The 25,040-nt window shown below is 40.8% G+C and carries 26 protein-coding genes; 7 read left to right on the plus strand and 19 right to left on the minus strand.

Annotated elements, in window-relative coordinates:
* Positions 1-241: 241 nt before the first annotated feature.
* The 6 genes from ADM33_RS00140 to ADM33_RS00165 all read right to left on the minus strand — a co-directional run bounded on the left by ADM33_RS00140 (position 242) and on the right by ADM33_RS00165 (position 3,928).
* Positions 242-886: a TetR/AcrR family transcriptional regulator gene (locus tag ADM33_RS00140; RefSeq protein WP_049502663.1), complete on the minus strand. Its 645-nt coding sequence runs from the start codon at positions 884-886 to the stop codon at positions 242-244.
* A gap of 16 nt (positions 887-902) precedes the next feature.
* Positions 903-1,907 (minus strand): NADP-dependent oxidoreductase, encoded by a 1,005-nt coding sequence (locus tag ADM33_RS00145; RefSeq protein ID WP_049502664.1) that lies wholly within the window; start codon positions 1,905-1,907, stop codon positions 903-905.
* A 314-nt stretch (positions 1,908-2,221) separates the two neighbouring features.
* Positions 2,222-2,371, minus strand: a complete 150-nt coding sequence (gene rpmG / locus ADM33_RS00150; RefSeq protein WP_001265622.1) for a 50S ribosomal protein L33 — start codon at positions 2,369-2,371, stop codon at positions 2,222-2,224.
* A gap of 15 nt (positions 2,372-2,386) precedes the next feature.
* Positions 2,387-2,569, minus strand: coding sequence for a 50S ribosomal protein L32 (gene rpmF / locus ADM33_RS00155; RefSeq protein WP_003009516.1), 183 nt, complete (start codon positions 2,567-2,569; stop codon positions 2,387-2,389).
* Between the two features lie 148 nt (positions 2,570-2,717).
* Complete coding sequence (locus ADM33_RS00160) at positions 2,718-2,918, minus strand: PTS ascorbate transporter subunit IIC (protein WP_049502665.1); 201 nt, start codon at positions 2,916-2,918, stop codon at positions 2,718-2,720.
* A 2-nt stretch (positions 2,919-2,920) separates the two neighbouring features.
* Positions 2,921-3,928 (minus strand): SPFH domain-containing protein, encoded by a 1,008-nt coding sequence (locus tag ADM33_RS00165; protein ID WP_049502666.1) that lies wholly within the window; start codon positions 3,926-3,928, stop codon positions 2,921-2,923.
* A 185-nt stretch (positions 3,929-4,113) separates the two neighbouring features.
* Here ADM33_RS00165 and ilvD point away from each other — a divergent pair, with 185 nt between their 5' ends.
* Positions 4,114-5,817, plus strand: a complete 1,704-nt coding sequence (ilvD, locus tag ADM33_RS00170) for a dihydroxy-acid dehydratase (protein WP_049502667.1) — start codon at positions 4,114-4,116, stop codon at positions 5,815-5,817.
* Positions 5,818-5,922: 105 nt separating this feature from the next.
* The gene (locus ADM33_RS00175; protein ID WP_049502668.1) at positions 5,923-6,291 is read left to right on the plus strand and encodes a glyoxalase; all 369 of its coding nucleotides are present in this window, start codon (positions 5,923-5,925) and stop codon (positions 6,289-6,291) included.
* Between the two features lie 43 nt (positions 6,292-6,334).
* Here the strand turns inward: ADM33_RS00175 and ADM33_RS00180 are convergent, their stop codons facing one another.
* From ADM33_RS00180 to tgt, 3 genes are all read right to left on the minus strand, one after another.
* Positions 6,335-6,676: a metal-sulfur cluster assembly factor gene (locus tag ADM33_RS00180; protein WP_001206377.1), complete on the minus strand. Its 342-nt coding sequence runs from the start codon at positions 6,674-6,676 to the stop codon at positions 6,335-6,337.
* A gap of 263 nt (positions 6,677-6,939) precedes the next feature.
* The gene (locus ADM33_RS00185; protein WP_049502669.1) at positions 6,940-8,757 is read right to left on the minus strand and encodes an acyltransferase family protein; all 1,818 of its coding nucleotides are present in this window, start codon (positions 8,755-8,757) and stop codon (positions 6,940-6,942) included.
* A gap of 131 nt (positions 8,758-8,888) precedes the next feature.
* Positions 8,889-10,031: a tRNA guanosine(34) transglycosylase Tgt gene (tgt, locus tag ADM33_RS00190; protein WP_004250663.1), complete on the minus strand. Its 1,143-nt coding sequence runs from the start codon at positions 10,029-10,031 to the stop codon at positions 8,889-8,891.
* Positions 10,032-10,147: 116 nt separating this feature from the next.
* Here tgt and ADM33_RS00195 point away from each other — a divergent pair, with 116 nt between their 5' ends.
* Positions 10,148-11,005, plus strand: a complete 858-nt coding sequence (locus tag ADM33_RS00195) for a DUF975 family protein (RefSeq protein ID WP_049502670.1) — start codon at positions 10,148-10,150, stop codon at positions 11,003-11,005.
* A gap of 47 nt (positions 11,006-11,052) precedes the next feature.
* Here ADM33_RS00195 and ADM33_RS00200 read toward each other — a convergent pair whose 3' ends face one another.
* From ADM33_RS00200 to ADM33_RS00235, 8 genes are all read right to left on the minus strand, one after another.
* On the minus strand, positions 11,053-11,415 hold the full coding sequence (locus ADM33_RS00200; RefSeq protein ID WP_049502671.1) for a DUF1304 domain-containing protein: 363 nt from the start codon (positions 11,413-11,415) through the stop codon (positions 11,053-11,055).
* Positions 11,416-11,425: 10 nt separating this feature from the next.
* Positions 11,426-11,851 carry a MarR family winged helix-turn-helix transcriptional regulator gene (locus tag ADM33_RS00205; protein WP_000723486.1) on the minus strand — a complete coding sequence of 142 codons (426 nt, stop codon included), beginning with the start codon at positions 11,849-11,851 and terminating at the stop codon, positions 11,426-11,428.
* Positions 11,852-12,009: 158 nt separating this feature from the next.
* Positions 12,010-12,873 (minus strand): DUF2262 domain-containing protein, encoded by an 864-nt coding sequence (locus ADM33_RS00210; protein ID WP_049502672.1) that lies wholly within the window; start codon positions 12,871-12,873, stop codon positions 12,010-12,012.
* 149 nt (positions 12,874-13,022) lie between these two features.
* Positions 13,023-14,168: a LysM peptidoglycan-binding domain-containing protein gene (locus ADM33_RS00215; protein WP_049502673.1), complete on the minus strand. Its 1,146-nt coding sequence runs from the start codon at positions 14,166-14,168 to the stop codon at positions 13,023-13,025.
* A 177-nt stretch (positions 14,169-14,345) separates the two neighbouring features.
* Entirely contained in the window at positions 14,346-14,960 is a 615-nt protein-coding gene (locus tag ADM33_RS00220; RefSeq protein WP_000719439.1) for an HAD-IA family hydrolase, read from the minus strand.
* A gap of 3 nt (positions 14,961-14,963) precedes the next feature.
* Positions 14,964-16,244, minus strand: coding sequence for an MATE family efflux transporter (locus tag ADM33_RS00225; protein WP_000473992.1), 1,281 nt, complete (start codon positions 16,242-16,244; stop codon positions 14,964-14,966).
* Positions 16,245-16,304: 60 nt separating this feature from the next.
* Positions 16,305-17,789 carry a threonine synthase gene (gene thrC, locus ADM33_RS00230; protein WP_049502674.1) on the minus strand — a complete coding sequence of 495 codons (1,485 nt, stop codon included), beginning with the start codon at positions 17,787-17,789 and terminating at the stop codon, positions 16,305-16,307.
* Between the two features lie 74 nt (positions 17,790-17,863).
* The gene (locus tag ADM33_RS00235) at positions 17,864-19,141 is read right to left on the minus strand and encodes a glutamyl-tRNA synthetase (RefSeq protein WP_049502675.1); all 1,278 of its coding nucleotides are present in this window, start codon (positions 19,139-19,141) and stop codon (positions 17,864-17,866) included.
* Positions 19,142-19,513: 372 nt separating this feature from the next.
* Here ADM33_RS00235 and adhP point away from each other — a divergent pair, with 372 nt between their 5' ends.
* The 4 genes from adhP to ADM33_RS00255 all read left to right on the plus strand — a co-directional run bounded on the left by adhP (position 19,514) and on the right by ADM33_RS00255 (position 23,730).
* A complete protein-coding gene (gene adhP, locus ADM33_RS00240) occupies positions 19,514-20,533 on the plus strand; it encodes an alcohol dehydrogenase AdhP (RefSeq protein ID WP_049502676.1) in 1,020 nt (339 codons plus the stop codon).
* 439 nt (positions 20,534-20,972) lie between these two features.
* On the plus strand, positions 20,973-21,962 hold the full coding sequence (locus ADM33_RS00245; protein ID WP_049502677.1) for a PTS sugar transporter subunit IIB: 990 nt from the start codon (positions 20,973-20,975) through the stop codon (positions 21,960-21,962).
* A 29-nt stretch (positions 21,963-21,991) separates the two neighbouring features.
* Positions 21,992-22,804, plus strand: coding sequence for a PTS mannose/fructose/sorbose transporter subunit IIC (locus ADM33_RS00250; protein ID WP_006151319.1), 813 nt, complete (start codon positions 21,992-21,994; stop codon positions 22,802-22,804).
* 14 nt (positions 22,805-22,818) lie between these two features.
* Positions 22,819-23,730: a PTS system mannose/fructose/sorbose family transporter subunit IID gene (locus ADM33_RS00255; protein WP_049502678.1), complete on the plus strand. Its 912-nt coding sequence runs from the start codon at positions 22,819-22,821 to the stop codon at positions 23,728-23,730.
* A 234-nt stretch (positions 23,731-23,964) separates the two neighbouring features.
* Here the strand turns inward: ADM33_RS00255 and ADM33_RS00260 are convergent, their stop codons facing one another.
* Both ADM33_RS00260 and ADM33_RS00265 read right to left on the minus strand, forming a co-directional pair.
* On the minus strand, positions 23,965-24,384 hold the full coding sequence (locus tag ADM33_RS00260; protein ID WP_223339927.1) for a leucine-rich repeat domain-containing protein: 420 nt from the start codon (positions 24,382-24,384) through the stop codon (positions 23,965-23,967).
* A gap of 338 nt (positions 24,385-24,722) precedes the next feature.
* Positions 24,723-24,968: a hypothetical protein gene (locus tag ADM33_RS00265; RefSeq protein ID WP_004238875.1), complete on the minus strand. Its 246-nt coding sequence runs from the start codon at positions 24,966-24,968 to the stop codon at positions 24,723-24,725.
* Positions 24,969-25,040 lie beyond the last annotated feature (72 nt).

The raw sequence follows: 25,040 nt of genomic DNA on the forward strand, positions 1-25,040 counted from the left end.
ATAACAGAAAATAATAAAGTTTCAGGAAAATACTTATTTTAATGATGGTTTAGTCACTTTTCATTATAGGTCTTAAGGGACTTTTTTTCTACAACAAAAGAGGCTCCATAATTCCTACAGTGGTGTTACCCACTAAAGAAATTATAGAGCCAAGATTCATTTGCTCAATCATTATGATTGGGGATTTTTATGTTGGCTTCAAAAAGCTCACTATTTAAAATAGTAAGCTTAAAATCAAGATTTATTTTACTTCTACTAATGCAAAAGACAGGCATTCAACTATTTCTTTTACTGCCTCATCTATATCTAGATCCTCGTTATCATTCAACATCATTGGAAGAACATAAGAAAGACTCAAGGCTAAAATATAGCGAACTATTCTTTCATTTGACCAATTTCTAATGATGCCCATTTCTTTAAACTGATTCAGGATTGGACTAATTGGCTTAATGATAGAGTCAACAATAACATTACCTAACTGGTTAGAAATAGTATTATCAATAAAAGAACGACTCAAGAGAATTTTAACTTGCATTTGATTCTCTCGAATAAAAACTAGTCTATCACGAACAATACTTCTCAAAAACACTGAAAAGGTCTCTTGGTTTTCTGTAAATTTCTTCTTAGAAAAATCAGCAATCACATCTGGAATAACTTGCTCAAGAAAAGTCGATAAAATTGCTTCTAAGATGCCTTCCTTGGTCTTAAAGTAACTAAAAACCGTCCCTTCTGAAACCCCAGCTTCCTTGGCAATAAGACTGGCTGTTGTGTTTTCAAAACCAATTTCTGAAAATAATTTTAGACTTGATAACAGTACTTGACGTTGTTTTAAACTCAAATTGTTGTTTTCTAGTATCTGGGCATATTTTTGTTCTAAACTTTCCATCACTAGCAACTCCCTGCTACTCTCTTACTTTTACGACTTTTTTGCCCCGAGTGTGTCCCAACTTCAGACTACGATATGCTTCTCTAACTGACTTTAGAGAGAAGTCATACACTTGATCAATATTTAGCTGAACCTTCCCATCTGAGACCATCTCCGCTAGAGCCTTAAAGTCATCATATGTAGAATGTCTCGGACCCGTAAACTGAGCTCCTCTTATTATAACATATGGAGAAGGTACTAGAGTTCCGATCTCACTCCCCTTCAAACCTAGACTAAAGGCTAACTTAACGTAATCACTTCCATAGCAATCCAAGAATTTTGTAATCGGCTTTGGAGTTGCTGATAGAAGAGCATTATGGATGTTCTCTTCGTAAGCTACTGGTATGGCACCTAAGGACTTCAGATATTCTGAATTCTTCTTACTTGCAATTCCGATAACCGTTGCACCTTTAGCAACTGCATACTGTACTGCAATACTTCCAATACCACCTGTCGCTGCTGAAATAACTACAACATCGTTAGAATTTAACTCAATTTTTCTAAAAGCACCACCCACAGTTAGAGAGGCTACTCCCATAGTAGCTGCGTGGTTCATATCAATCGTCTTTGGTTTTAATACAATTTCCGATTCATTGACACAAATTTCTGTTGCCAAAGCACCCCTTTTGGTCCCCAATCCAGGGTCACTGATTATTGTTCCAAAAACCTTATCCCCTACTGCAAACGTATTTACTCCTTCACCAATTTCTGTGATGACTCCAGCAAAATCCCTACCAACACCTCTTGGGAAAAGAGATGATTTCGACTCAAACCAACTACTTGGATTCCTTAATTTAGTCATAAAAGATAAAAATCTAAGTGGTTTTGCACCCTCAAAAGTCTTGTAATCAATAGGATTTAAACCAACGGCATGAACTTCTACCCTGACTTGATTCACTTTTAAAGAATCAGATTTAATATTCACTAAATCTAATACTTCTTCATTACCGAAACGACTATATTGTATTGCTTGAACAACCATTTTATGAACTCCTTTGCCCCTCATGTATTGAGTGAGCGCTCAATCATTTCCTTGATTGTACGCTTATTCTTCAAAGATGTCAACTATACTGCTCCCACTCTCTGTGGCAACTGATATTCATAGAGAAATAAAAAAGAGGAGCTTCACAATAAAGCTCCTCTTCTTTTACATATCCGAATCGTTATTCTTATTTCAAAAAAGGTAGTGAAAAAGGTAGTGATTCGGTTGATTTATATTGCAATGTAGTGAAATTTAGAATTTCAAGAATCGCTTAAAATCAAGGGTTCTCACATCTATTGACGTGTAGTGAATCCCTATTTCACCTCTGTAAACACAACGTGTTTGCGAAGTTTTGGTGAGTATTTCTTCAATTGAAGACGGTCTGGAGTGTTACGTTTGTTTTTAGAAGTAAGGTACAAGCGTTCACCAGATTCTTTGTGTTCAAGTGTAATATTTACGCGCATAGTATCTCCCTTCTATTATTCAGCTGATGCAGCTTTAGCGATCTTACGTCCTTTATAGTATCCTTTAAGTGATACACGGTGTGAACGTGAGTAATCTCCAGTTGCTTCGTCAAAGTTTACAGATGGAGCTGTTACTTTGTAGTGTGTACGACGTTTGTTTTTCTTCGCTTTTGAAGTGCGACGTGCAGGTACTGCCATTTTGATTTCTCCTTTTAAGATATAAATTCAGTTAGGTTTGATTTTCATCAACTTTAATAGTATATCAAAACTTTTTTGTAAAGTAAAGTTACTTGACAAAAAAAGATAAAAAAATTTTCCTATCCACTATTCTGGATAGGAAAATAGATTAAATATCAATCTCGAAGGGTTCATCAATGGTTTCTGAGACGTATTTCCCGTCTTTCTTCCGTTGCTTGACACATTCTGTAAGAAGATATTCAATTTGCCCGTTGACTGATCGGAAGTCATCTTCTGCCCATGATGCGAGTGCGGAGTATAACTTATTCGAGAGTCGAAGGGGGATCTGCTTTTTTTTAGCTTCTGCCATTTTTAATAAAGGCTTCCTGTATTGACAATTGGTTGTGCATCATGATTGCCACAGAGAACGACTAGGAGATTTGAAACCATAGCAGCTTTTCGTTCTTCGTCAAGTTCTACTAATTCTCCTTCATTAAGACGTTCTAGTGCCATTTCAACCATTCCTACAGCGCCATCTACAATCATCTTACGTGCATCAATAATGGCTGATGCTTGTTGACGTTGAAGCATGACAGCTGCAATTTCCGGTGCATAAGCTAGGTAAGTAATACGTGCCTCAAGGATTTCCAAGCCAGCATCCTCAACACGACTTTGGATTTCTTCACGAATGCGACTAGCTACAATCTCGCTAGAGCCTCGGAGGCTGCCTTCATCTGCTTGCCCATCACCTGTAGTATCCACATTTGGAGACACATCGTAAGGATAGATGCGGACAATATTACGAAGGGCGCTATCACACTGCAATGACAGATATTCTTTATAGTTATCAACGTTGAAGACTGCTTTTGCCGTATCGACCACACGCCAAGTAACGGCAATTCCGATTTCAACAGGGTTCCCTAAGCAATCATTAATCTTTTGACGAGAATTACTTAAAGTCATAACTTTGAGGGAAATCTGTTTCTTGCCAATTTCAAGATTTACGTCATTACCATTTGATGATTTAACTCCTGAAAAAGGTGATTTTGTGCTAACATCACCACTTTGACCTAGTCGAGTGTGGTTTGCAGGATTGACCGCTATACTGAAGGGATTGACAAAGTAAAAACCAGGTTCTTTGATGGTCCCAGTATAGTTACCAAAGAGGGTCAAAACCAGTGCTTCCTGAGGTTTGACAACTTTTAAACCAGCATGAGCTAGACCTGCAATTAAGCTTAATAAAAGTCCGATAATAATTCCAAAAATATTTTCCGAACCAGCACCCATTATAAATATAAAGACACCAAGTACGAGTGCCAACTCAATGAGTATCAATGCTACTACACCATTTGGTTTTGAATTGATTAGTTTTTCAGTCATCAGAATGACCTCCTGTTTTTTGATATCTAAATGATATCACTTTAATTTTAAATGTCAACAAAAATATGCAATCTTTTTTAAGAAGATTTCAATGGTTTGAATTGTCTGAAAATTCAAGAATTTTCTTCTGTTCATTGTTTTTAAAATGTGCTATAATGGTAAGAACTGAAATGGGAGGGAACTTAATGACAGAATTAGATAAACGTCACCGCAGTAGCATTTATGACAGCATGGTTAAATCACCAAACCGTGCCATGCTTCGTGCGACTGGTATGACAGATAAGGACTTTGAAACACCAATTGTGGGAGTCATTTCGACTTGGGCAGAAAATACACCATGTAATATCCACTTGCATGACTTCGGTAAGCTTGCAAAAGAAGGTGTCAAATCTGCTGGTGCTTGGCCGGTTCAATTTGGAACCATTACGGTAGCAGACGGGATTGCCATGGGAACGCCCGGTATGCGCTTCTCTCTAACGTCACGTGATATCATTGCGGATTCTATCGAAGCTGCTATGGGTGGTCACAACGTAGATGCCTTTGTAGCTATCGGGGGCTGTGATAAGAACATGCCTGGTTCTATGATTGCTATTGCCAATATGGATATCCCAGCTATTTTCGCTTACGGTGGTACTATCGCCCCTGGAAAACTGGATGGCAAAGACATCGACTTGGTTTCTGTATTTGAAGGAATCGGTAAGTGGAACCACGGTGATATGACAGCTGAGGATGTGAAACGTCTGGAATGTAATGCCTGCCCTGGCCCTGGTGGTTGTGGTGGTATGTATACTGCTAATACCATGGCGACAGCTATCGAAGTTCTCGGTATGAGTTTGCCAGGTTCTTCATCTCACCCAGCTGAATCAGCTGACAAGAAAGAAGACATCGAAGCAGCAGGACGTGCTGTTGTTAAGATGCTGGAGCTCGGTCTCAAACCATCAGATATCTTGACTCGTGAAGCCTTTGAAGATGCCATTACTGTGACTATGGCTCTAGGTGGTTCTACAAATGCCACTCTTCACTTGCTTGCTATTGCCCACGCAGCTAATGTTGACTTGTCACTTGAGGACTTTAATACCATCCAAGAACGTGTGCCTCACTTGGCCGATTTGAAACCTTCTGGTCAGTATGTCTTCCAAGACCTTTACGAAGTTGGTGGTGTGCCTGCGGTTATGAAGTATTTGCTGGCAAATGGCTTCCTTCACGGAGACCGTATCACATGTACTGGTAAGACTGTTGCTGAAAACTTGGCTGACTTTGCAGACCTCACACCAGGTCAAAAAGTTATCATGCCACTTGAAAATCCAAAACGTGCAGATGGTCCGCTTATCATCTTGAACGGTAATCTTGCTCCTGACGGTGCAGTTGCCAAGGTGTCAGGTGTTAAGGTTCGTCGTCACGTTGGTCCAGCCAAGGTCTTTGACTCTGAAGAAGATGCTATCCAAGCTGTCTTGTCAGATGAAATCGTTGATGGCGATGTTGTCGTTGTTCGTTTCGTTGGACCTAAGGGTGGTCCTGGTATGCCTGAGATGCTGTCCCTTTCATCAATGATCGTTGGTAAAGGCCAAGGAGACAAGGTTGCCCTCTTGACAGATGGACGCTTCTCTGGTGGTACTTATGGTCTGGTTGTCGGACATATCGCCCCTGAAGCTCAGGATGGTGGACCGATTGCTTACCTTCGTACAGGTGATATCGTTACGGTTGACCAAGATACCAAAGAAATTTCCATGGCCGTATCGGAAGAAGAACTTGAAAAACGCAAGGCAGAAACAACCTTGCCACCACTCTATAGCCGTGGTGTCCTTGGTAAGTATGCCCATACCGTATCTTCTGCATCACGCGGTGCCGTTACAGATTTCTGGAATATGGAACAATCTGGTAAAAAATAACTAGAAAATAAGCAGTCGCTAAATGACTGCTTTTTCTAGTTATTTGTATTTTCTCATAGAATGTTATAAAATCTTTGCTCTAACTATGATTACAAAGGAGAAACAATGTTTTCACAAAATACAGGAATTATGCTCTACGTAGATGATGTAGCAGTGGAGAGAGACTTTTGGTCTGCCATTGGATTTGAAGTTTTTAATCAACCAGAAATAATGGAATTTGAAACTTTTGAGATGAAACCTCACGCTGACAGTACGCTGACTTTCACTATCTATGCTAAGGATTTTATTCGTCAAGTATCACCGGAGGTAGTTGATATGAAACCCAGCCTACTCTTTGAGTCAGCAGATCTTCACGGTCTTCATAAACGCCTAGCTGCAGTGACTGATACCACTAGTTCGATCAATACTCAACCTTTCCCTAACTTTAACTTTGCAAATTCAAGCGGACACTATTTTGCAGTTAGAGGAATCTAATAACAAAAAGGCTCTCTGTTTATTAGCAGAGAGCTCTTGTTTTTTAGCGCGGTGGTAGTCCAAGTGCTATACGTCCATAGCGACTGATGCGTGTAATCTTCCAGGCAGGTGACCAGGTAACTTTAACCCTAACATCCTCAATTCCTTCAATCTGTTTCAGACCTGCCACAATTTCAATAGGTAAACTTTCTGCACAGTCACAGGCTGTATCGGTGAAGGTCATGACAATTGTACAAAGACCAGCCTCGTCCAAATGAATCTCGTAAATCAAGCCAAGATTATAGACATCTAATTCCACATCTGTATCGTAAACTTTTTCTAGCTTGTCAATGATTTGATTTCCTAATGCTAAAGCACGGTCATTAATCTTGATGTCTTCTCTCATTGCATTCCCTCCATTTTCTGACTGCACCTATTTTCTCATAATTCTGACAATTTGGCAAGTTTTTCCCAATCAAGACGTGATCCGACATAAAAACGAAAGCCTAGAGATTGCCATAGTTGAGCCAAACTACCCAAAGATCTAATAACCTAGAGTAAGACGATATTGCCATAGGTTAGAGAGAGAAGCTTAGAGAATGAATTATTTTCTAAGAAGTACTTTCTAAAAAGAAAAAGTAGAGAACGGTCATCTCTACTTTTTAGATATTATTTTGACTTCACAGGCTTATCTGCCAAGGCCTTGATAGCTGATGCTATCGTTTCTGCGTAGAGCTTAGCACCCTCTTCTAATTTGGTATTATCACTTCCAAAGTGAACTTGGTCCGTTCCTTTCCAGATGTCTGGATGATCTTTAGACACTTGATTCCAGTCTGCAACCTCAATGTAAGGATACTTTTGAGCTACTTCACGCACATAGCTAGCATACTGTTCTACATAAGGCTGAGTTGCTTGAGTTGTATCACCCTCATAAGGTGTCACAAGTACAAGCTGATGTCCCTTAGGTAGATTTGTTATCAAAGAATCGATATCAGCCTTATAATCCTCAGGGTTATTCACTCCAGTAGCAATAACAACTATTTTAGGGAGGACTTTATTCTGACTGTGGTTGAGCATAATAGCATTGGCTTGCTTAGTATTTCTGCTTACTTGACCATCTGTCTGAGCGTCTGGTAGAACCTCTTTAAGTCCAGGTGTTGCGCGCAAGGTTACAGAATCTCCGATAATGGATACACCTTCAGCAATATTGTAGCGACTGGCTTCTGCTTGATCCGCCATGGTTTTTGTACGGGTAATATTGGTTTGAGCTTGATTGAGGCCATTTACCATCAAATCCGTTTCAAAAGCACCGACTTGGGGAGCTATGAGCATCACAATCAGTGTCAGCAAGCCAAGAAAACCGACGCTACCCGCAAAGATTGGTTGAATATGCGGAATTTCTTTTACCCTTTGCAATAAGCTAGTGTTCTTCCCGGCAATGAAAGGTTCAATCACATAGAAAGAAAGGCTTGCAAAGAGATAAGAAAAGATAGTGGTGAGAATCACTGCCGGTAGATTGCTCATCAACTGAGAGAAAATGATATAAAACGGCCAGTGGAAAAGATAAACGGCATAGCTCGTATCAGCTAAGAAGCTAATTACCTTTGGTTCTTCAATCGTCGGAGTTTTCTCATGTAAAACTCGTGCTGCAACGATCATCAGAAGGGCAGCTAAACTTGCCAACAAGAAACCAAGCAAGTAGGCAAAGAGATAATTGAATTTCACAAAGAAGGTCAATAAGAGTAAAACTCCGAGACCAGCCCCAAATACTAGCAAGGTCTGTTTCAAGTCTAGGGTTTGATTCAAACGTTTGAGAAGAGGTGTCGTATGACGAACTCCTATCAAGGTCGCAAGCACACTTCCTAAAAAGAATGGATAAACATGAGTCAAACTTGAAAAGTAAAGCGTTGAGTATGAGCTAACGATAAAGCTACCAATAAACATTGAAAGAAAGCTAACGACGAAGGTAGCTGAAGATAGTAGAAAAACCATTCCCCGTAGTTGCCCACCTGTTTTGGCTTGCTTAGACATAAGCCAAACTGCCAAGCCCCACAAGATATAGTAATGAACTTCAACCGCTAAACTCCAGTTGTGAACAAAGAGGTGAGGGATAAATTGAGATTCATAACTTCCTCCTGTCAGCATTTCATAGAAGTTAGTCATAAAACCAAGGACACCAGCAATCTGACCACCGATTCCTGCCACATAATCCTGTCGAACCAAGAAAGTAAAAGGCATAACGACCAGGATCATCAAGACAACTGGGGGAAAAATCCGATAGAAGCGTCTTCTAAAAAATCCTAGGATATCAATCTTACCTTTTTGTCCAAATTCTTCTAACAGGAGTGACGTAATTAGGAAACCTGAGAAGGTAAAAAAGACATCAACCCCGAAGAAACCTCCTGGAAAAACCGTCTGAAAGAAATGGTACAAAAGCACCAAGAGTAAGCCTGTAATCCTGATCAAGGAAAACCATTTAATACGCATACGAGTTTATTCTCCGTTCATTAGAGTAGTAAAAAACCATCTAATGTTCATTCCATACTACCTTTATTTTATCAAAAAAAGAAGAAAAATCCTAAGAGAAAACTTAGGATTTCAGCTTTAGATTGATAATCTTAGAAATTACGACCTGATTTATTGTAGCCATATTTTTCAACAAAATGCTCACGGAATTCCAAGAGATTGTCATCCATAATAGCCTGACGGACCTGCTTCATGAGATTGAGCAAGAAGTAGAGGTTATGGTAACTTGTCAAGCGGATGCCAAAGGTTTCGTCAGCCTTGAGCAAATGACGAAGGTAGGCACGGGTGTAGTTCTTACATGTGTAGCAATCGCACTCAGGATCAAGTGGGGTAAAGTCCTCCGCAAACTGGGCATTTTTGACAACCAAACGTCCTTGGCTAGTCATACAAGTTCCGTTACGAGCGATACGAGTCGGCAAGACACAGTCAAACATATCGACCCCACGAATAACCCCATCAATCAAGCTATCTGGCGCTCCCACTCCCATCAAGTAGCGAGGTTTGTTTTCAGGAAGGAGTTGAGTGGTGAAGTCCAAAACTGCGTTCATCTCTTCATGAGTTTCACCTACTGCCAACCCTCCGATAGAGTATCCTGGGAAGTCCATGCTGACAAGGTCATGAGCTGACTGACGACGAAGATCTTCAAATCCTGCACCTTGTACAATCCCAAACAAACCTTGGTCATGTGGACGACGATGAGCTTTTAATCCACGCTCAGCCCAACGGCTGGTACGTTCGATTGACTTCTTCACATAATCATAAGGCTGATAAAATTGAGGACATTCGTCAAAGGACATCATAATGTCTGACCCTAGATTGTTTTGGATAGAGATGGCTTTTTCAGGTGATAGAAACATTTTAGAACCATTGAGGTGGTTCTTAAACGTTACCCCTTCTTCTGTGATGTTACGACTATCCGCTAGAGAGTATACTTGGAAACCGCCACTATCCGTTAAGATAGGTTGGTCCCAGTTCATGAACTTATGAAGCCCACCTGCTCGAGCAATCAACTCATCTCCAGGGCGAAGCCACAAGTGATAGGTGTTGGATAGGATAATTCCTGAACCCATCTCTTTCAATTCTTCTGGCGACTGAGTCTTGACCGTTGCTTGAGTCCCTACTGGCATAAACATAGGGGTTGGGAAGGTTCCGTGTGGCGTGATAATCTCACCCAGACGAGCTCCCGTGTGTTTTTCTTTTTTAATCAATCGATATTTGATTGGCGAATCTGACATTTTTTACCTCCGAAGCTGGGAAAGACAGTCCCAGTTCTTACTTTGTGCCCAAGGGCATACTGTATGATTCTATCAAAAAAAACAGGAACTGTCACGAACTATGGTATAATGAAAGAATGAAATACCCAAAAATTGATTTAAAAGAAGTTCGTCAACAAGCTAAACAGTTTCAAGCTGAACATCCACGTTTATTGCTTGTCTTTTTATTACCAAGCATTTTCCTGATTCTATCCAGCTTCATAAGTCCGTTATCCCTACTTGATGAGGGAATTCTTGATCAATCCTTCTTTACTTTTTTGATGAGCTTGATCCAGTCCTCACTCTTTCCTCTAGCAGTTGGATTCACAAGTTCTATTATCCTAGCTGGTGCTCTGTTTACAACCATTAATCTTTACAGAATTTCCGAGATAGAGCTTTCTTTTAAAGATAGTCTGTCCTTACTTGACAATCGCTTCTTCACCCAGACCTTTCTGACTCTCTTGCTCAAGCGTTTCTATCTCTTTTTGTGGAGCATCCCTAATCTTTTTGGAGTCTACTTGCTCTTTTATAGCAGTGCCATGGCTCGTAAATTTGTAGAACTTCATCCCGAATTTCCAGCTGTCGACGTCACCAATTCAGATATCGAACACTTCCTACTTACTTTTGCACTTTACTTCTTTGGTAGCGTCTTTCTGATGATTTTGGGAACCATTGCCTATCTGCCGCAATACTACGCTTATTCCCAAGTAGAGCTGCTCCTTTGTGATACCCTTGCAATTGGAATTGCCAAGCCAAGTCGCGTACTCAAAACTAGTCGCTTCCTTATGAAAGGCTATAAGTTCCAACGCTTCGTACTTGATTTACAACTCCTACCATGGTATCTTCTTATCTGGATCAGCTTTGGAATTGCGAGCATCCCTTCTTTCCCTTATATCTATAGTAGTCAATTCTTCTTCTATCAAAGATTACTCGAAATCAAGCGGAGAAAAGTTTAATGTGAATGATTAAAACCAGCACCTTCAATAGAAAGTGCTGGTTATTTTTATCTCAAGAAAAGGATACTCAAGAGTGCTAGGATTGCTGGTCCGCCTTGCTTTAGAATGATTTTTTTATCTGCTGTTAAGGCACCATAAGTCGCTGCTCCTACGACAAACAACACAAAGATTGTTACGATTTCTAAGCTATGTGAGAAATAAATTCCATAAATAAGAAATACCCCAATCAAGGCATTATAAATTCCTTGGTTTTTAAACAGTGAGGTGACAGAGGGGCGAGTCAACTCTTCCTTGTCCATATTAAAGACTCGGCTGGTTGCATCTGATTGGGTTGCCATACTCTCCAAATAAAAGATATAAAAATGCTCTAGAGCAACAAGGGTTGCTAAAATAGTAGTAATGGTTGACATCGTTTTCTCCTTAAAATTCTATTTTTTCTAAACCTGAGACTAGTTTTGTCAGTAAGGTTGTCAGTTCTTTTTGCTCACCAGTCGATAAGATGCTCTCCATCTGTTCCTTCACCTTCAGGTGACGTTGAGGCGGATTAACCAAGAGTTGATTCTTGGCTTCTTGGGTTAATTCAACTAAGACTTCTCGCTGATTGGCCGGATTACGCTTGCGACTGACATAGCCCTCTGACTCTAGTATCTTAAAATGACGGGTCAAGGCCGCCTGGTCAATCTTTAACTTCTCCTGAACGGCAATCTGGTTGCAGGGTGACTGTTGCAGTAAAAACTGCAGGATTTGATAGCGGGTCAAACTAATTCCCAATTGTTTCTTAAAAAGTTGAGTGATCATCTGATCTGTTAAATGGAGCTGGTACAATAAGTCGTTAATTTTTTTCATTTCTACCTCCCTGCGTAAACTTGATTTGTCAACTATTGACTTATCAAGTATATTGCAGAAAGATTAAAAACGCAACTATTTTGCTTACTCACGAAAAATAGCCTCTTGGTTTCAATCCCAAAAGGCTATTACTTTTATATTCTAGACAAAATCCAGCACTAACCTACCAAATCTGCTCGAAGGATTTCTCCCTCTTTATCAATGACAACTTCGATGGCATGGCCTGCAAAAATTTCTTCACGATCATCATAGTAGAGGGTCAATTCGCCATCTTCGTTGATCGATAGTTCACTCAAGGAAAGTGAGTTGGTAAAATACTCTTCTGTTAACTCCACATCATTTTCATCTGAATCAATCCAGTCTTGAGCTGTTTCCCACAGTTCTTTGACGATATAGTCTTTAATCTTAGCATCTTGAACTTGGAAAGATCCCATAAATTTCTTTAGATCATCAAAAGAACTTGGAGGGAGACTTTCATCTGTACTCGCAGCAAAGATAGCATGAATCTTACCACCCTCGTAAGGGATAAATCCTTCAAACCAAGAATAGGCTCTGTTTAAGGTGAATTCGCCTAGATCGTCTTGAATGATGACCGGTTTTTGATAGGCTTCAATCAAGGTCTCTAACCTAGAGTCTGAGGATTGATCATCTAGGTATTCCAGCAAGTGGTAGCAGTTATTAGCTACTTCTGACATATAAGGCTCTAGCTCCATGAAGGGGCGTTTTTGACACTTAATGCGGTGAATTTTGTAGGGTTCAAAACTAAATCCCCAATGCTTTTCTTCAAATTCTTCTTGTGTCAAGAGCCATTCCAAACGTCCTTCAAGTTCAGAGAAGTCCTGAGTTTCGACATTGACACTAGCTTTAAAATGAACGGACGGTATTAGACACCCATCTTTTAAAGAAGCAGCTCCATTTACATTTTGGAGGGTAAAAATCAAGAGTTCAACAATTTCTCCAGTAAATTCCTGTTCAAAATCATCTCTTGTTTTCTCAAATGGAGTTTTTAATCGGTTTGTCATCCTTATCATCCTTTCTTTCTATGCTTAAAATCGTTAGCATAACCTTGTATCCGCTTACATTATATCGTGTTTTAGATTTTATTTCACTTATAAAGTGTGTCATAACAAAAAAAGAAGCGGAAACTCAAGTTCCCAACTTCTCATTATTCTTAGTTCATCGATACGTGTACGTGGTCATAGTGGTTTTCTGTAACGCTTCCACGATCTGGCATTGGATTCCAAGTGTAGGCTGGTCCGTATTTGCTATCGAATGGTGCATAGAAACGTTGTTTCCAGATGATGTAGCTGATGCCACGGCTAGCCATATTTTGGATAGCATAATCTGCAATTTGGTCCCCAAGAGCAGAGCTTACTGGAACCATAAAGTCAATGGCAAGACCTTTTCCGTGGTCGCCACTATCTCCTGGACGGTAACCACTAAATGACGTGATTCCGAACAAATTAGCTACTTCCTCTTTAAAGGCAGCCGTTTGTGGCTGAAGACCTGCATTTTCTGATTTTGAAGCTGCAATACTTGCATAATCAGGTGCTGCTGGTGCTGCATAAGTCGCTGATGAACCTTGGCTTGCTTCAGCTTGATAAGTTGATGGTGCTGATTGAGTCTCTGTTACAGTCTCTGTAACTGGTGCTTCTGTTGTAGTCGTTTCTTCCACTACAGGTGTTTCTGCGACCGGCTCTTCTACTGGTGCTGAAACTTCTGTAACGGCTCCTGTTGTTGTTTCTGCTGCAGATTCTTCTGCTGGTGTTGCAACTTCTGTAGTGGCTCCTGTTGTTGTTTCTGCTGCAGATTCTTCTGCTGGTGTTGCAACTTCTGTAACAGCTTCTGTTGTTGCTTCTGCCACTGGCTCAGCTACAGTTGTTTCTGCAACTGGTTGAGTTAAATCTTCAACCTGTACAGTTTGGTCATCTACAGTGACTTGGTTGGTTGTCAAATCTGCTGTTGCAGTTGTACCTTCGCCTCCTTGAACTGTATCAGGGGTTTGAATTTCAACCTCTGTCACTTCTTCTTTTTCATTTACAGTTGTTGTAAGGACTGTCTCAGGGAAGATCAAATCAATATTGCTGATCTTGTTCAAGTTAGCAAGAACGGTCACATCCACTCCCAAAGCTTCGGCAATGGTACTTAAGGTATCACCATACTGAATCGTATAGCTTGTTTTATTCTCACTCTTGGTAACATCGTTTTGAATTTGCTCAACACTACGCGCTGTCCACACTAATTCTTCTGCTTGAGTTGCCAAGGCAGGGGCAAAAGATAATGCTACTGTTGATGCTAAAATAATTCTTTTCTTCATACTATTCAAACTCCTTTTCAAATGTAGTACCTGTCTATCATAACACAAAGAAAATAGAAAAAAAGCCCTTTTGGGGCTATTTAACAGAACTGTACATTCGTTGTAACAAATCACATTACTTGAAATAGTTTGTTAGTTTCCTGTCATCAGGCTGACACATTCTTCTTGAAGAAAATTCTAGAAGGAAAGCGAACTAATATCTTCTAAACGCTCTATCTGTTGATTACAAGTTGCAGGTGAGGCAAGAAAATTGATACTCTGAATCCCACTATTTTGAGCAAATTCGATATCCAAAGTCCGATCACCGATATAATAAGTTTGCTGAGGATCTAGTTCATACTTATCTATAAGATAAATCGCAGCTTCTGGACTAGGCTTCCGAGAAAAGCCACTTTGATTGGTTAAAATTTCTGTGAAATAGTGGGCCAAACCCAAATTCTCCAAAATTGTAAAAGCATTGTCCCCTTTATGGGTATAAACAAACTGCTCAATCCCTTGCTGATCTGCCCAAGCTAAGATTTCACGCGCCCCTGGCATCAGAACAACTTGAGCATTCTTCTCAGCCAAGCTCTGAGCACGAACCTGATTGAGCATATCTGCATCCAAGCCTCTTTCTTCTCCCACCTTTTCCAACAGATCTTGAACGGAAGTTTGTAGAATAAAGGCACGAACCTCAGCCTTATCATAAGGAATGTCAAACTGGTCAAAAGTCTCTTCGATTCCTGCTAAAATAGCCTCATAAGAGTCCAACAAGGTCCCATCTAAATCCCAGATAAATCCAATTTTTTTCATATGTCATCCTTTCAAAGAGATATATTGCTTATAACGATAGTGCAGGAAGAACCAGCGAAAACCATTATCCAAAAGCGTTCCTGCCCAAATACCAGGCAAGCCCCATCCAAGAACAATTCCCATCAGATACCCTGTTCCGATACGGATACACCACATTCCGATACTTGTCGCATAAAAGGGGAGGCGTGCATTTCCCAAACCCTGCCAGACAGCTGTATAAATGACTGTTCCCGTCGTCATAGGAGTTCCTAGTAGAGAGAACAGCGTCACCATAACACTGGCTTCAATAGCCACAGGATTGCTGGTATAGAGGTGACTTAGGGGCGTTCCGAGAGCATAGATACTAAGAGTTAAGGGCAACATAAGAAAGAGGGATAGCCAAAAAGTTTGCTTACTTAAGTTGTCTACCCTTGCCCAATCATCTTCTCCAACTGCTCGAGCTACCTGCATGACTGTTGCTGTAGCAACACCAAAGGCTGGCATATAGTTAAACTGAGTCAAGACTTCACCGATAGCATTTCCTGCGACTGCCTCAGTTCCGAAAGAAACAACCAAGGCAATAATGACCACATCTCCAGCTCGCATCATGAGACGTTCTCCCGCTGCAGGTAAAGCCAAAGTCAGTAAGTCTTTGTCCAGTCCAAAGCTTGGTCTCGTATATGGAAGTTTTAATTGTGACCATAAAATCACAACCCCAACCAAACGAGATAGGATGGTTCCCCAGGCTACACCAGCTATGCCCATATCAAGGATGAAAATAGCTAGACTTGAAAAGAGAATATTCAAGGCATTGGATAAAAGACTCACATAAAGGGGAAGACGCGGATTGTGGGTGGCACGAATCAAGGCACCCAGACTAGTCATCAAGCCCAAGAGAACAATTGTCCCACCGACCAAAGCTAGGTATAGTCCTCCACTCTCAGCTACAGACGCTTCTGTCCCCAAAAGACCAATCATCTCTCGACCGGCAAAGATGGACAAGAACCCTAAAATCAAGCTCAAAAGCAAGGTTATCTTGAGCGCTTCTGTCACATGGTAGGCTAGTCTAGACTGGTCCTTCTGCCCCAAACTTTTTGAAATGACGCTGGAAATAGCTGCTCCCAAAGCAATAAAAATAGCCTGGTAAATGGTGATGATATTACCCGCTACAGACACACCCGAAATGGCGATTAAGCCCAGATGGGCCACCAGATAGCTATCCACCATGCCCATGAGCATCTGCAAGAAATTTTCACCCATGGCTGGCAGGGCTATGTTGAGAATGTCTTTATTTTTCTTAAACAATCCTTCCTCCTGATGAAAAGAAACTCAGTTAGTTGCCCAACCGAGTTTACTTCCTCTGTTTTAAAGTCCTAGATAAGATTCTACTGCTGCCTGCATATCTGCCGCTGCAACAGTTGTCTTGTGACGAACCGGAGCTGTTTCGAGGCCATCAACTGCTGGTGGCACTGCCACTCCTGAAATTTTGTGCAACTGAGCCAAAGCTTCAAAGTCGGTCAAGCCTGATTTCCCTGTTACAGCTTCTACTGCAACTACTGGGAATTTATAAGGACTAGCTGTTGAAGCAATTACGGTCTTAGCCACATCACCTGTCCCCGCTTGGTATTTTTTATATACGGCCGAAGCAACTGCTGTATGAGGGTCCTCAATATAAGCATCTGACTCATAAACACGCTTGATTTCTGCTGCAGTTTCTGCTTCCGTCGCATACTCAGCTGCAAAAAGGTCAAGGTTTTCTTCATCAAAATCTGTCAACTCATACTGACCTTGAGTGTTCAAAGCATTCATAAGTTCAGCTGTCTTAACCGCATCATTTCCCAAAAGATGGAAAATCAAGCGCTCTAAGTTTGAAGACACTAAGATATCCATAGATGGACTAGTGGTTACCTTAAACTCACGCTTCTTGTCATAGACACGAGTTTTAAAGAAGTCTGTCAAGACATTGTTGTCATTTGAAGCACAGATCAACTTGCCGACTGGTAGGCCGATTTGTTTAGCGTAAAAGGCAGCCATGATATTTCCAAAGTTTCCTGTCGGTACTGTGAAGTTTACTTTTTCACCAGCATTAATTTCGCCAGTTTTAACAAGCTGAGCGTAGGCATAAACATAATAGACAATCTGTGGTACCAAACGACCAATATTCATAGAGTTAGCTGACGAGAACTGGAGCTTGTTGGCTGCCAATTTCTCACGAAGAGCCACATCATTGAACATATGTTTCACGTTTGTCTGAGCATCGTCAAAGTTTCCATCAATGGCGATAACATGGGTATTGTCCCCAGTTTGAGTGGTCATTTGCAACTCTTGTACCTTGCTGACACCGTCTTTTGGATAAAAGACGATAATTTCAGTACCTGGAACATCCGCGAATCCTGCCATAGCAGCTTTCCCAGTATCTCCAGACGTCGCTGTCAAGATGACAATCTTGTTTTCCAAGCCGTGTTTCTTAGCTGCCGTTGTCATAAAGTAAGGCAAGATAGACAAGGCCATATCCTTGAAGGCAATGGTTGAACCGTGGAAAAGTTCCAAGTTGTATTGGCCATCAAGTTTTACAAGAGGGGCAATTGCTGGTGTATCAAACTTGCTGTCATAGGCGTTGGTGATACAGTAGTCCAACTCTTCTGCTGTAAAGTCATCCAAGAAAGCTGACAAGACAAGCTTAGCTACTTCTTGGTAAGAAGCGTCTTTCAATGTGCCAAAATCCAAGTCCACCTTTGGATAGCTAACTGGAGTAAACAAGCCTCCATCTGTTGCCAAACCTTGCAAAATCGCTTGGCTGGCTGTTACTGTATTTTTCGCATCACGCGTTGATTGATAAACTAATGTCATAAATCTCTATCCTTTATCTATAGTCTCATCCATTATAACATGATTTTTCAGAAAATTCTCCCTTTATAAGAAAATTATAGAGTCAATTTTTCTTTCAAAGGCTCTAAATAGGTCATTTCTTGCTGATCTCTCATCTTAAGACCTTGCTCTGCTATAGCTAGCAAGTCTTTGGAGAACTGGACAATCCCAGCTATCTCCTCATCTGAAAGCTGTTTCTTAGAAAACTGACGTCTCAAAGACTTGTAGTCACGACCAAAACTTTCAAAGAAAGAAGCTGTTTCTAGGTAAGCTTCAAGCTTGTCTAGATTCACCAACAAACCTAGATGAAAGGCTGCTGAAGCAAAGGTTCGGTCTAGCGGCTGTGTACAAACACTACGAAATTCGACCGTTCCTCGTGTTGTTAAATCTTGGAATTGGTAGCTACGGTGCGTTTGGAAATCCTTTTCTAGAGGAACAAGAAGAGTTTCTTTCCCATTTAGAGTATAAGCATGAATCTCGTCAGTAGCTAGGTAATCTCTAGCTTGAATCGGAGAAAAATAATAGGTTTCTCCATCTCGTTCTGATGTGAAAATCGCAGAATGGTCTAAATAATCAAAGAAATCATCCTCATCTTTAAAGAGTCTGGTATTGACACCAACATTCTCTGGATAAATTCCATGCATGGATTCTTCCCAAAAGATATCTCGTGAAATCCGAGTATCCCAGTCTGCTCCCGAAAACTCAGAATTGGCAAATAAGTAAGCTTTTGCTGCTTCAATCTGAGTAAAAGCATTGATGACACGTAGGTAGTTAGCAGTCGATACATCCAACTGAACTTGACTCCCACAGATAAAAGCTCCATATTGTGGGAAGTCATGCAAATTAACTCTCTCTTGGCGACTTCCCATATGTAGGTAATCCATCAGCATCTGGTAGCGTGGATAAGCCACAGGTCGATTGTCATTGATATCCCAGTTTGGGTGAATCCCCCAGCCCTGGATAGCATGATCCTTTTCGCCTAGTTTTTCCTGAATGACCTTCATATAGGCTTGAAATCGTCCTTGGATCTCTTGGATATTCTGGGCTCTGCCAAAGGCAAACTCCAAGGTTGTGTAGGAAACCTCAAACAGAATCCGATCCTGACTCTTTGGTTCTACAAGTTGAATTGGATTGCCATCCTGGTCCTCTTTTTCAACTTCCAGATGGAGAGCATCCACCAAAAAGCGCATCAAGTCCTTACTGACTTCAATATCTGTCGCTTGCTCATTTACATGAACGATAGGAAACTCCAACTCAATACCGATGTAGAGGTCAGGATTTTCTTTGATATTTTTTAAATAACGGTTTTTTAATAACTGAATAGAAGGGGACATAGATACCTCTCACTCTAAATTCTCTTACTAGAAAGATCAATTGCTTTCTATATTATACCAAAATCCCCTCGAGAAGGAACTCAGAAAATTTGCTGGTAATTTCGGGAAGTCGATACATACCAAACTATTCTCAGGTTTATAGGTATTCCTTCTCTTGTACTCCAATATTTATTGTTCAATTTTCACAGTCTCATCAACCGGTTAAGCGATTACATGGTTTTTTACCTCAAAACCATTGTACTATAGTAAATATCGTGATATACTTTACATATAAGTAAATAAGAGGGCAGTTCAAATTCGACTTCACTTGAAAACCTCTCAAGCCAAGCCCCTTTTCCACTGCACCTCAACGAATCATCAAGGAGGATAGCTATGAAAGCTGTTGTTGTAAATCCAGAAGGCACTGGTGTTGCTATTGAAGAAAAAGTGCTCCGTCCGCTCGAAACTGGGGAAGCACTTGTTGAAGTTGAGTACTGTGGTGTTTGCCACACAGACCTCCACGTTGCCCATGGTGACTTTGGAAAAGTTCCAGGACGTGTTCTCGGTCACGAAGGGATTGGTATCGTAAAAGAAATCGCTCCTGATGTTAAGAGCCTAAAAGTTGGCGACCGCGTCAGCGTAGCTTGGTTCTTTGAAGGCTGTGGTATGTGTGAATACTGTACAACTGGACGCGAAACTCTTTGCCGTTCAGTAAAAAATGCTGGCTACTCAGTTGATGGTGGTATGGCAGAACAATGTATCGTAACTGCAGATTATGCCGTTAAAGTTCCAGAAGGTCTCGATCCAGCCCAAGCTTCTTCAATCACTTGTGCCGGTGTCACCACCTACAAGGCTATCAAAGAAGCAAAAGTTGAGCCAGGCCAATGGGTTGTACTCTATGGTGCTGGAGGACTTGGTAACTTAGCTGTTCAATATGCTAAAAAAGTATTCAACGCTCACGTTATCGCAGTAGATATTAACAACGATAAACTTGCTCTAGCTAAAGAAGTTGGTGCTGATATCGTTATTAATGGTCTTGAAGTCGAAGATGTCCCAGGGCTTATCAAAGAAAAAACAAACGGCGGTGCTCACTCAGCTGTCGTAACAGCTGTATCAAAAGTTGCCTTCAACCAAGCAGTTGACTCTGTTCGTGCAGGCGGTCGTGTAGTAGCTGTCGGACTCCCTTCAGAAATGATGGATCTAAGCATCGTTAAAACGGTTCTTGATGGTATTCAGGTCATCGGTTCCCTAGTTGGAACACGTAAAGATTTGGAAGAAGCTTTCCAATTTGGTGCTGAAGGTCTCGTTGTTCCAGTCGTTCAAAAACGTCCTGTCGAAGATGCCATTGCTGTCTTTGATGAAATGGCTGCTGGTACCATCCAAGGTCGCATGGTTCTAGACTTTACTCATTAAGATAAATAATAAATAATAAAACGAGGTAGGGACAGTAGACCCCACCTCGTTTTTTAGCAATAAAATTTTGGCATAGCAACTAATCGAACTTAAAGTTCTTTTTTAAATGCTCAATAACACCATTAAAGAAAACGTCATTTTTCTATCCACATTCTTTCAGCATCCAATGGTTGAGTGAAGTAAAAGAGGCTGGAACTAAGTTACCGAGATTTGGTTGGTCCACTTCTGCACTACCACTTTTTATATTAAATTTTTTTACCATTTTATAGACGATTTTATAAAAAGTTGATATATCAATATTTGCAAAGATGAAACTTTGAGATTTTTTTCACTCTTTATTATAATTAGTTGCTTTTTTTCTGAAAACGATTTATACTTAAGGAGTCTTAAAGTTTTCTTAAACTACAAGTCAAACATTTTATAAGGAGGAATGACAATAATGAGTATCGGAATCATTATTGCGAGCCACGGTGAATTTGCCGCGGGTATTCATCAGTCAGGATCTATGATCTTTGGTGAACAAGAAAAGGTTCAAGTTGTAACCTTTATGCCAAACGAAGGTCCAGATGATTTATACGCCAAATTCAACAATGCTGTGGCTGCATTTGACGCAGAAGATGAGGTTCTAGTCTTGGCTGACCTTTGGAGTGGATCTCCATTTAACCAAGCTAGCCGCGTAATGGGAGAAAATCCTGAGCGTAAATTTGCCATCATCACAGGACTTAACTTGCCGATGTTGATTCAAGCCTACACAGAGCGCCTGATGGATGCTAATGCTGGAGTGGATAAAGTCGCTGCAAACATCATTAAAGAGGCCAAAGATGGCATCAAGGCTCTTCCAGAAGAGCTAAATCCAGCTGAGGAAGTTGCAACTGCTGCAGCTGCTCCTGTAGCCCAAGCTGCTATCCCAGAAGGAACAGTTATCGGAGACGGTAAGTTGAAAATCAACCTTGCACGTCTTGACACACGTCTCCTTCACGGGCAAGTCGCAACTGCTTGGACACCAGATTCAAAAGCTAACCGTATCATCGTTGCTTCAGATAACGTAGCTAACGACGACCTTCGTAAAGAATTGATCAAACAAGCGGCTCCTAACGGAGTGAAGGCTAACGTTGTGCCAATCAAAAAATTGATTGAGGTTGCTAAAGATCCTCGCTTTGGTGAAACACATGCCCTTATCTTGTTTGAAACACCACAAGATGCCCTTCGTGCTATCGAAGGTGGTGTGCCAATCAAAACTCTTAACGTTGGATCAATGGCTCACTCAACTGGTAAAACAATGGTCAACAACGTATTGTCAATGGACAAAGACGACGTTGCTACATTTGAAAAAATGCGTGACCTTGGTGTTGAATTTGACGTACGTAAAGTACCAAACGACACGAAAAAAGATTTGTTTGACTTGATTAGCAAAGCTAACGTTCAATAATTAAAACTAAATAGAAAAGGAATAAAACCATGTCAGATATTTCAATCATTTCTGCTATCTTGGTTGTAGTTGTTGCCTTCTTCGCAGGTCTTGAAGGTATCCTCGACCAATTCCAATTCCATCAACCAATCGTTGCATGTACCCTCATCGGTCTTGTAACTGGTAACCTCGAAGCAGGAGTTATGCTTGGTGGATCACTTCAAATGATTGCCCTTGGTTGGGCTAACATCGGAGCTGCCGTAGCTCCTGACGCTGCTCTTGCCTCTGTTGCCGCTGCAATCATCATGATTAAGGGTGGTAACTTTACTACTGAAGGTATCGCAGTCGCAACTGCAACTGCAATCCCTCTTGCCGTAGCTGGACTTTTCTTGACTATGATTGTACGTACAATCTCAGTTGGTTTGGTTCACACTGCAGACGCTGCTGCTAAAGAAGGTAACATTGCAGCTGTTGAGCGTGCTCACTACTTTGCCCTTGCTCTTCAAGGTCTACGTATTGCTATCCCAGCTGCACTCTTGCTTGCAATGCCAACTGAAGCCGTTCAAGGCGTATTGGAACTTATGCCAGAATGGCTTAAAGGTGGTATGGCTGTCGGTGGTGCCATGGTCGTTGCCGTTGGTTACGCTTTGGTTATCAACATGATGGCTACTCGTGAAGTATGGCCATTCTTTGCTATCGGTTTTGCTCTTGCAGCAATCTCTCAATTGACTTTGATTGCCCTTGGTGTCATCGGTGTTGCCCTTGCCTTCATCTACCTCAACCTTTCTAAACAAGGCGGAAACGGTGGCGGAGGAGCTGCAACTTCTAACGATCCAATTGGTGATATCCTAGAAGACTACTAGAAAGGGGAACAATCATGGCTGAAAAAATTCAATTATCAAAATCAGATCGCCAAAAAGTTTGGTGGCGTTCACAATTCCTTCAAGGTTCTTGGAACTACGAACGTATGCAAAACTTGGGTTGGGCTTACTCTTTGATCCCAGCTATCAAGAAACTTTACACTACTAAAGAAGACCAAGCTGCTGCTCTTGAGCGTCACCTTGAGTTCTTCAACACTCACCCATACGTAGCTGCTCCAATCATGGGGGTTACTCTTGCACTTGAAGAAGAACGCGCTAACGGTACTGAAATCGATGACGCTGCTATCCAAGGTGTTAAGATTGGTATGATGGGACCTCTTGCTGGTATCGGTGACCCAGTCTTCTGGTTTACAGTACGTCCGATCCTTGGTGCCCTTGGTGCATCACTTGCTGCAACTGGTAACATCGTTGGACCACTTCTCTTCTTCTTTGGATGGAATGCAATCCGTATGTCTTTCCTATGGTATACACAAGAGTTTGGTTACAAGGCTGGATCTGAAATCACTAAAGATATGTCAGGTGGTATCTTGAAAGACATCACTAAAGGAGCTTCTATCCTTGGTATGTTCATCCTTGCCGTTCTTGTACAACGTTGGGTATCCATCAACTTCACTATCAACCTTCCAGGTAAACAATTGTCAGAAGGTGCCTACATCAACTTCCCAGAAGGTGCTGTTACAGGTGGAGAATTGAAGGGTATTCTTGGTCAAGCACTTAGTGGTATGAGCTTGGATAGCGTTCAACCACAAACGCTTCAAGGTCAGTTGAACTCATTGATTCCAGGATTAATGGGACTTCTCCTTACTTTCCTTTGCATGTGGTTGCTTAAGAAAAAAGTATCTCCAATCACAATCATCCTTGCCCTCTTTGCAGTTGGTATCGCAGCTCGTTTCTTCGGTATCATGTAATCTCGGTGAGAATGTACAAACAAAAAAAGAATCAGGTTCATCACCTGATTCTTTTGGCTCTTTGTCAAATAGTGTTGATGAAGAACCTAATGAAAAAAGAATCCAACAAAAATTGGACTACCTGTCTCCGGTTGAATTCCGAAGACGGTAGCCCTAGGGTGTTTTTATTAAATTCTCACTTTTTGGGGTCAGTCCCTAAGCCTGATAGTAATTTTTTGTTCATACTATTCCCCTTTAGTCATTTACTACTTTAAGTTGCATTGCTTTAGCTACTTCTTCTGCCTTTGATCCCTTAGGTGTATGGATTTCTACATCTGGGTTACAGTTATCCACAAAATAGAAGTATTCTGTAATTTCTGTTACACTTGCTGGAATTGTAATAGATTTAATTGATGATGTCCCCCAGAATACTAATGTTCCAATACTCTTTGTTCCTTCTGGGAATACAACTGATTCTAATGAACTGTCAGAGTTGAAAACATCATCTTCTACTGTTTCTATTGACTTACCAAAGTGGACATACTTTAACTTATTGTCAATCGTAAACGCACCTTTTCCAATATATCGTACTGTATCTGGTAAAACGATTGCCTCACAATGTTTCAAGTTCGCAAGACCACGTTCTCCAATTGCGATAACAGGTTTACCTTTAATTTCCTTTGGTACACGAACAACCTTATCGTCAGAAGTACAACTATAGATGACATAACCTTCTTCCCATAAATATACGCATGTTAATATATTAATATCTTTAAGGATTTATAACTATAGTTCCTTAATTTTCCCAGTAAAAAAACGAAAGGCACCACAAGTTATTTATGTGTTTTCTTTAAACGATTCATGTACTTCTGTCGCAACTTCTCACCCGCCTTTAATTGCGATTGCGATAGATTGAGGACCTAAATATGCATCCCCTGTTATTAGTTCATTTCTATTGTATTCTGATGTTGACCGAAAGTCAAATTTTTACCTTTCATCTAGAACACTAAAGTCTACTTTTGTTCAATTGCTGCAACGACAAGGTCACATGGAATAATATGTTCACTACCTGCCACTTCATGCGTTGATCTTCTTCCACTTTCATCTGATTCACCAAGTTCCATTGTAATAACCTTTACACCAGTTACTTTCCCACTCTCATCACGCAATACTTCTTTAATATTCTCTAAGAAATGGAATGTAACACCTTCATTGTGTGCATCTTTGATTTGTAGTGTAGCTTCTAGTATATTGTTCATATGGTCATCATTCTTTTGTTTTAGGTTTCAGCGCTTTTAATATAATGGATGTTGGCCTTTTTGTATACACTA

Source organism: Streptococcus oralis (genome assembly GCF_001075875.1).
GTDB classification, from domain to species: Bacteria; Bacillota; Bacilli; order Lactobacillales; family Streptococcaceae; genus Streptococcus; species Streptococcus oralis_I.